The following is a 7,594-nucleotide window of genomic DNA, read 5'->3' on the forward strand; positions in this document are numbered from 1 at the left end:
ATACATATACCGCCGGATAAATATTCTTTCCAAAAATAGGTTTTTCGTAATCCGGCCATTAGTTCCCTATTATATTTCATTAAAGGATAACCCTAAAATCGGGGTTTGTCCCAAAGTAAAATGGTATCATAAATCTTTGAACTTGGATATCGATTCGCTCGGCCAGGTTCCTTCGGAAGTTGAAAAACCTCCGCCTACAATCCCTACCGAGCGGGCGACCTGCGCCCGCCCGCTTTCGGCCGGCTTTTCGTCTACGGCTTTTCAACCCCCTCTGAGCCGCGCAAAAGAACAAGCGGCGAAAAGGCCGCTTGACCTTTCTTCTCCCTGACCACAAAAAACCGGAACATTTCCATATTCCCCACCATTTTTTATACACCAAATAAGACCGGATAATTTGCGTATCTGTACCCATATGGTTTCATACGTATTCATATGGTTTTAAATCATAAAATATTGATTATTAGATTTTTATAATCGATTGTGATTACCTATATTTATTCGTGGAACGGATCGCAAGTTGTATTCTAAGTTACTTAGAATTGTCTACTTCTTACGAAGTGTTCTCACTAAAAAGCGAACGAAATGGAACAGAGAAAAAAAGGCCGAAAACCATTGGGAAACAGGAAACGGGTCCATAACGTGATGCTCCGTTTCAACGATACGGAATATGAAAGATTGAAGATTATCGCTGGATCTTACGATCTCAATATTTCCGAACGAGGCGTAATCAGTCCACTTCTAAGAAGGCTGGTGCTGAACGGGGAATCGGGGGAAATAGAAAAGCTTCCGGACACCTCCGACCTTGCCTATCATATCAACAGGATAGGCAACAACATCAACCAGTTGATAAAACTGGCGCACCATAAAAACCTTCGTAGTCCAAATACCAGTCTAGAGAACGAGATCAAGAAATCCAATGGATTGTTACGGAAGCTGATAGAAATCACCTTTAAGCAACGAACGGAATGATCGGAAGGATACTGTATCGGGAAAGTTGTCAGGGCGTGCTGAACTATGTGTTCGGCAAGGAGGGCATGCACGTACTCGGTTATGGGAACACCTATTCGCAGGAGATATCCCAGAAATTATTCGGGAGCATACTGCATTTTCAGGGACAGGGCAATGCCACCAAGAACCGCTATGCCCATATTACCCTGAACCTTCCCCATGGCGAACATCTTGACGATGCGACCTTCAATCAAGTCTCCAAGGAATACATGCTGCAAATGGGCTACGGGGAGCAGCCCTATGTGGTTGTAAGGCACAATGATACAAAACACGAGCATGTCCATATCGTAACGACCAACGTTGACGGGTCGGGAAAGGTCCTTGGAACCTTCAACAGCTACCGGAGGAACGTGGCGACCCAACAGTACCTTGAAAAAAAGTTTGGGCTATCGCCATCACCATGCACCAAACAGCAAAGGGAGCTTCCTATCCACCGATTGCCCGAACTGCAATTCGGCATGGACGACACTCAGGGAACAAAATTCTATCTGCAGGACGTGCTGAACGGCATCCTCCAAAAACATAAGGTGCGAAGTTTCGACGAACTGGCAAAACTGGCCGGACCCTATCATATCGAAATAAAACAGACCAAGAACGAATCCGGAAGGATAGGGGTCGCCTATGGCCTGAACAACCAAAAGGTTACCGGACACGGTTCATCAACGGATCCGCCGTACACCGGAGTTTGAGCGGCCCGAAACTTCAAAAGGTCTTCGATGCCAACTCGAAATCGAAGCTAATCCCCATGCACAGGAAACGCCTACTGAATCAGATAGGGACCACATATGGACTATTCAAGGCCATCCGTCCGGAAGATTTGGCCGAAACGCTCAAAGAATACCAGAACATCGATATAAAACTTGACGAAAAACATGATACCATCTTGGGATATACGATTTATGACAAATCAGGATTTACGTTCATGGAAAGGGAGCTGGGCCAAAGTATCAGGATGGAACAACGACCCGATATTTTTGGTAATGGCGATACACCCACAGAAATCGATATCGATAGTAAGCAGTTCAAGTTGGAAATCCAAAAACTCATAAAAGAAGCATTTTATACCTCCTATCTGAAATCCATTAAACCGGACGGATTGCTCTCGGAAAACATTGCAACCAAAAACCTAATTGATATCTTTCCGCAAATAATATCCTCGAAAACCCATATTTTTCTTGAAAACTATCTTCCCAAAGACCGAAAAAAATTGTTGAGTGAAGCACTTAAACGCGAGTTCCCTGCGGTCAAGGAAAGATTGTACCGACTGGAGACCAAAAAAGAAAAAGAGATTTTGGAAAGCAAGTTTCGTCTTATCGGTGAGGTATTGGAAAAGGGCATATTCGACGTTGGAATGGAAAAAGGAAGCGTTCGACTTCTTTTCCAGTCATTAGGTCTAAAGTATCATGATAATCGATTGTCCTTTACCGATTCGAAAAGGCATACGGTACCCCTCGTCCTTGGCCACCTGCCCATCCCTAATGCCATGGAAGAATATGTATTCACCGGTTTCGTCCGTCAAAACCATTCGGTGCTGAAAGTATTGACGGCTAAGGGTGCCGACAATTGCCCCAAGCTGAATGCATATGCCATTTTTCTGCCAATGATCTTTCCGAAACTGTACGCGGCCATGGAACTAGGATTTAGACGTCAATTTGAGAAAGCTGCCCTAAGCACATATCTTAAGTATGCCGAACAGATGCACGCCCCTTATGAAAAATCCCCGAAGGATTATATCGCCTTTTTCAATGCCAAGGGGTTCTATTTCGAAAGGACGGAAAAAGGTTTCGAAATCAAATCCATTTTTACGGACCATAAAGCAAGTTGCAAGTTGCCAAAAAGAACGGGTCTTTATTTGAATTCCGTTACCGATCTGAACAAAACATTAATGGGCCAGCGCATCGTTATCAACGCTTTGGTAAAGGACGGCAAGAACAATCTGAAGAACCTATGGGCGGGCCACCTAATGGAACGGGGAATGTACGATAGGGTCGCCTTTATGCTGACGGAGGAAAAAGTTTACCCGAACCTTCACCGGGAAATGGTGCAGCACCACATGGAAAAGGGACTTCGGAAAAGTATTATCGAAATATCCGAACACAAGACCGGCTTCCGGCAAAACCGCATGTTGCGAAAAGGCGTTTATGCTATCAGCGCTTTATTGGGTAATCGAGGTAAAGAACAAGAGGAAGTTTACAACGGGTTCAAGGATGAGCTTACCGATTGGTCGAAGTATAAGAGCCGAGGCTTATCGATGTAGATACGGTTAAGGTATTTGGCTATAAAATCGGGCACCCTTACGGGTGCTTTTGTGGCTAGGGAGAGGAAAGAAAAACGCGAGAATATTTCTCTATTTCGCAAAGTTCCCAGAAATCATTAACATTTTTAGAAATTGATGACTTTTTCCAAAGCATCATCAGTTTCTTTATGCATGAAATTTGCTTGATAATGTATAGTAGTGGTAACTGAGGAATGGCGGTAAAGCTTTTGTAACATCTGAATAGGTATTTTATCACCAGATATATTGCCAAAACTGTGACGAGCTATATGCATTGTAAGCTTTTTATTTAACGCCGCTTTTTCTGCAATTTGCACAAGATATTTATTGAATTTCTTGTTGGCGGTTTTGACTTTGTTGAAAATATCCTTCGGATTCTTAAGATTGGCATTTTTCATTTCAGGAAAAACAAAATCCTCATTAAATCGCTTGTCTGTTTCATAGAATTTCAGGAGTGAGTTGATTTTTGCTGGTAGTCTGAATGACAGCAATTTTTCGTTTTTCCCCATGCGATAGTGCAAACGACCATCATAAATATCGCTCCATTTTATTTTGAGGACATCACCGGCCCGCATTCCCGCTAGGTAAAAACTAAAGAGCCAAACATTTCGGGCATGAGCTTTTTGTTCAGATAAATTGTCTAATGCTTCGATAGATTGTATTTCCTCTATAGTCAATCCGATTTTCTCCGTTTCCGGGAATTTGATACGGATTTTATCCGCCCCAAAAGGATATAGCTTTCGGTCTACAATACCCAAACGTATCGCCTTATTATAAAGGGTTCTTATTACAATTAGATTATTGATTACCGAACGTTGCGATACTTTTCTGGAAGTTTTCAAATACATGGAAAAACGACGTAATAAAGCTTCGTCAATTTCCCTAAAACTCAAATCATCGTTATCGACGAACCTTACAAAATGGCCGACCCGAGCTTTATCCGAAGATAGCCGCTGTAATTTGTTAGTTTTTTCCAATTCATCTAAATATTTGTCGGCAATATCCTTGAAACTTGTTTTGGAAAGCGGGGAGGCAATTTCTTTTTTTATCTGTTTTGAAGAAATATCATTCTTATGCGTTTGTAAGTCAATCAGGGTTTGGTTTGCCTCTGCCAATTTATTTATTAGAAGGTTATTAAGACGTTTAGAATTCGGATGGGATTTCCGAACCTCGCGATTGTCCTCGTCCCAATATTTAATATCAATATAATGCCCTGTGTACAAATAGTTAGTTTTCCTGTTTTTGGTGATACGCACCACTAAAGGAAAAAACCCTTGTTTATTTGCTTTTTTCCGAAGCGTTACCTTTATGTTTGACGACATATCTATAATATTTACATTAAAGATATGAATTTTAGGTACAACATAGGTACAACAAATAGTGGTTTTTTATGGTTTAATATGGGTTTTAACGATTCCTAAAATAATATAAATAGCTATTTATAAGTCATTTAAGAACATATCATATCAAACTGCTCTGAATTCAAAATCCAGTGTTTTCGGACGTGTGGGTTCGATTCCCACCTCGAGTACTGATTAACTATCAAATTGAATCAAAACCCTATAAATGGCAGCATTTATAGGGTTTTTCATTTTGTACGATGTCATTCGGTATCATCTAAACCCATCTAAAAGGTGTCTAATTCGGTGGCAATAACGAGATTTGATTTAGTGCCACCGAATTGATTTTATTTATCTTGTTTTCAGTGTGTTACGGTATTGTCTTTTGATATTTATTTTCATAGCTGTCCAGTTAAAATAGACTGAGTGTCAGCTGGTTATAATTAAGTTCTTTGACATTATTGTAATCTATATTTGTAAAAAGCTCATTTAGAGGGGTTTTATCTAATAATGAGATACCCAAAACCTGTAATATTTCGTAGGTGGGACGTTCCAATTTCAGTTTATCCGCTACAATTGAAACCAAACAATATGCACTTATTGCGCAATAAATTTGGATCCTGACGGCATTTTCAGATGTGCCCCAAAAGGATTTTATCTTCAAGTGCTGTTTTATCCATTTAAAAAACAGCTCGACCTGCCATCTTTTTTTGTACAGGAGGGCGACTTTGTCCGCAGAAACCTCCATATTGTTTGTCAAGAAGACAAAGGTTCGATTCGACTCATCATCATAATATTTCACCCTACGAAGTTTTTCCGGATAATCTTTGGAGGTATAAAAACCACTTAATTTTCCAATTTGATCACACCGGACCCCGGAAAGCTTATCCACTTTGTTTGAATACACCCGCTTGAACTTGGTGTTCGATTTTGCACGTATCACAAAGTAAGCGGAACAACGTTCAATTTTGTAGAGCCTTGTGAAGTCAAGGTATGCACGGTCGAATATATAATGGGCGCCTGTTTCATAGACCAGTTCGTCCATTGCCTTTACATCATGGACATTTGCAGCGGTAATATGTAGAAAGGCGGGTATTTGCGTGTTGATATCAAACAAAGTGTGAAGTTTGATCCCACCTTTGGCCCTGCGGAATTTTGCCCACCAAAAAACATTTAAGCAAAGATCTATGGTGGAGGAATCAAAGGCATAAATTTTTCCCTTGATCTTAAAATCATCACAAGAGCGCAATGCCCTGGCAATAGAAATCAAATGATAGGCAAAATCCTCAAAAATTTTGGAGTCACGAACTTCATTGGCTTTGGCAAAGTTGCTTCTGGTAACACTTTTGCCCAATCCTAAGTGATAAGATTTACCACTATGCGCATCCAGGGCAACGATCAGATCCCGAAGGCTTTCCCGGTTGGTCAGCTGACCGAACAACATACAAAGCAGTTGGTTCCAGCAGGTAAAGTGCTTGACATACTTGTTTCCATTGTGATTTTTCACAAACCCATCGAAAACCCGTTGGGGTAAATATCCGGTCAATTGAGAAAAAACATATTTGCCTTGATTCATCTTTGCCAACTTTTAGGGGCTAAACCTAATCAATTCAAATCGTCACGCAACCTTGGGGCTTGTAACGTATAGATTATCAGTAATTTCAAAGAACATTTAAAAGTTTTTAATGGACACTAATGATTTATTTTCTATATTTAAGTATCAAAAGTTTAAAAATCATGCAAGATTTGCTGTCCATGCTGTTTTATATCCGAAAAAAGGGGACTTGCGACCCAACTATGGCCACTATTTATCTTAGAATAATAGTCAATGGGAAAAGAGCCGAAGTTTGTAAGATGAGGAAAGTGCCTATCACTAAATGGAATGCTAAAGCCAATAAGATAATAGGATATTCGATGGAAGCAAGGCAAACCAATCGTCTACTTGATATTGTTAAAAATAGGATTTATGAGATTTATCAAAATCTATTACATGAAGATTTGGAAACTGTATCCGCAGCAAGTATAAGGGATGAATATATCGGTACCAATAAAATACGAAAACTAATTTTAGAAATGTTTGAAGAACACAATCTAAGAATGGAAAGATTGGTAGTTTAATTCGTTTTCGCCTTACAAATTCAATGTTTGCAAGTGTGTACGCGGACCAATCATTCCACTATTGGCCAATCTGTTCCTGCATTATACCTTGGATGTGTGGCTTGGAGGATTTGGCCCTTCCGTTGAATTTGTACGGTATGCGGATGATATTATCATTCATTGCAGGACACAAGGTCAGGCAGAGCAGAGCCTACAACAAATCAAGGGAAGGGTGGAGGAATGTGGATTGACATTACATCCCGATAAAACGAAGATTGTGTATTGTAAGGATTTTAGAAGGCAACAAAAGTACCAAAAAGTCCAATTTGACTTTTTGGGCTATACTTTTCAGCCACGCACTTCAAAATCGAAGAAAACAGGCAGACTGTTTTTGGGATTTGATTGCGCAATCAGTATCCAGTCAAGATCACGATTATTTGAACAGATCAGGAAAATGGAAATCCCAAGAATGCGATGCGACAGTATTGTAGGGATTGCACATCACTTGAACCCAAAACTTCGAGGGTGGATTCGTTACTTTGGTAAATACCGAGGCTATAGCTTGTCCAAAGTGTTTTATATATTGCGTATAAAACTGGTAAGATGGGCAAGATATCGCTACAAACGGTATAGGAACAATCTAACGAAAGCCTACAAATGGTTGGACACGGTTCGGAAGCAATATCCGAGTCTGTTTTACCACTGGCACGTTGGATATTCCAATTAAAGGTATTGATTGAATAAGAAGAGCCGTATGATGGGAGACTATCACGTACGGTTCTGTGAGAGGGGAAGGGTGAAACTCCCTTTTCCTACTCGACAATTTACCGTTACCAGCAATATTCTTCAGTGGAATTGCTAAAAAATGGAAAAC

At 40.4% G+C, this 7,594-nt stretch carries 8 protein-coding genes; 6 read left to right on the forward strand and 2 right to left on the reverse strand.

Going from position 1 to position 7,594, the window contains the following annotated elements; all coding sequences use genetic code 11:
* The 4 genes from ACEW8S_RS14020 to ACEW8S_RS14035 all read left to right on the forward strand — a co-directional run.
* On the forward strand, positions 1–328 hold a 328-nt coding region (locus ACEW8S_RS14020), incomplete at its 5' end, for a hypothetical protein (RefSeq protein WP_373518764.1).
* A 254-nt stretch (positions 329–582) separates the two neighbouring features.
* Positions 583–969: a hypothetical protein gene (locus tag ACEW8S_RS14025; RefSeq protein WP_373518765.1), complete on the forward strand. Its 387-nt coding sequence runs from the start codon at positions 583–585 to the stop codon at positions 967–969.
* Positions 966–1,697, forward strand: a complete 732-nt coding sequence (locus tag ACEW8S_RS14030) for a relaxase/mobilization nuclease domain-containing protein (RefSeq protein ID WP_373518766.1) — start codon at positions 966–968, stop codon at positions 1,695–1,697. The genes ACEW8S_RS14025 and ACEW8S_RS14030 overlap by 4 nt, the downstream gene beginning before the upstream one ends.
* Positions 1,694–3,265, forward strand: a complete 1,572-nt coding sequence (locus ACEW8S_RS14035) for a hypothetical protein (protein WP_373518767.1) — start codon at positions 1,694–1,696, stop codon at positions 3,263–3,265. Before ACEW8S_RS14030 ends, ACEW8S_RS14035 begins: the two co-directional genes overlap by 4 nt.
* Positions 3,266–3,390: 125 nt before the next feature.
* Here the strand turns inward: ACEW8S_RS14035 and ACEW8S_RS14040 are convergent, their stop codons facing one another.
* Positions 3,391–4,605 (reverse strand): phage integrase SAM-like domain-containing protein, encoded by a 1,215-nt coding sequence (locus ACEW8S_RS14040; RefSeq protein WP_373518768.1) that lies wholly within the window; start codon positions 4,603–4,605, stop codon positions 3,391–3,393.
* A gap of 430 nt (positions 4,606–5,035) precedes the next feature.
* Entirely contained in the window at positions 5,036–6,199 is a 1,164-nt protein-coding gene (locus ACEW8S_RS14045) for an IS4 family transposase (RefSeq protein WP_373518769.1), read from the reverse strand.
* 161 nt (positions 6,200–6,360) lie between these two features.
* On the opposite strand from ACEW8S_RS14045, the gene ACEW8S_RS14050 reads away from it, so the two are divergent.
* Entirely contained in the window at positions 6,361–6,741 is a 381-nt protein-coding gene (locus tag ACEW8S_RS14050; RefSeq protein ID WP_373518770.1) for an Arm DNA-binding domain-containing protein, read from the forward strand.
* 61 nt (positions 6,742–6,802) lie between these two features.
* A complete protein-coding gene (locus ACEW8S_RS14055; protein WP_373518771.1) occupies positions 6,803–7,447 on the forward strand; it encodes a reverse transcriptase domain-containing protein in 645 nt (214 codons plus the stop codon).
* Positions 7,448–7,594 lie beyond the last annotated feature (147 nt).

The organism is Pricia sp., from assembly GCF_041745955.1.
In the GTDB taxonomy this organism is placed as follows: domain Bacteria; phylum Bacteroidota; class Bacteroidia; order Flavobacteriales; family Flavobacteriaceae; genus Pricia.